The following is an 865-nucleotide window of genomic DNA, read 5'->3' as shown; positions in this document are numbered from 1 at the left end:
ATTCTGGTCAAGCCGGCCCGGGAAAACGCCGACGTCGTGGTTGCCGCCGTGGCGGATCGTGACGAGTCGCATGCTCGGGCGTTCGCCGCCAAGCACGGCATCGCCCGGGCACACGACAGCTATGACGCGCTGATTGCCGATCCGGATCTGGATGCCGTCTATATCGTGCTGCCGAACAGCTTGCACGGCAGGTGGACACGCGCTGCGCTTGCCGCGGGCAAGCACGTTCTCTGCGAAAAGCCGTTCACTGCCAACGCCGCCGAGGCCCGCGAGATCGCCGAGTTAGCCGCGAAATCAGATCGTGTCGTCATGGAGGCGCTCCAGTACCGCTACCATCCGTTGACATCGCGCGTCGAGCAGATCATCGCTTCGGGGGAGCTGGGTAGATTGCAGCGAGTGGAGGTAGCGGTGTGCGTCATGCTGCCGAAGCGTTCAAATAGCAACATCTACGACTACTCCCTTGCCGGTGGCGCGCTGATGACCGACGGAAGCTATACGGTCGACATGCTCCGTACGTTCGGCGGTTCGACCCCGGAAGTCGTTTCGGCTCGTGCGAAACTGGGCGGTCCCGAAGTGGACCGGGCTATGACGGCCGAATTGCGGTTCGCCGGCGGGCACACGGGCCGCCTGCACTGCGCGCTGTGGTCGTCGAACCTGTTTTGGGCGAGCGCCAAGGTGGTTGGGGATCGCGGCCGGCTGCGTTACCTCAGTCCGGCTGCTCCGCACTTGTTGCCCCGGCTCACGATCCGCTCGGCCGACGGCAAGCGGGTGGAGCGCTTCCCGCGCCGCACCAGCTATGCGTACCAGCTCGAGGCCTTCGCCGCGGCGGTGCTGCGCGGCGAACCGGTGAAGACGACGCCGGAAG

The 865-nt window shown here is 65.7% G+C and carries 1 protein-coding gene; it reads left to right on the top strand.

The features are described from left to right. A partial coding sequence (locus A5706_RS15440) for a Gfo/Idh/MocA family protein (protein WP_082964406.1) occupies positions 1-865 on the top strand: 865 nt, incomplete at its 3' end.

The sequence above is a fragment of the Mycobacterium sp. E796 genome (assembly GCF_001672815.1).
Classification (GTDB): Bacteria; Actinomycetota; Actinomycetes; order Mycobacteriales; family Mycobacteriaceae; genus Mycobacterium.
The sequence above is the reverse complement of the archived record's forward strand: the minus strand, read 5'-3'. Positions and strand labels throughout refer to the sequence as shown.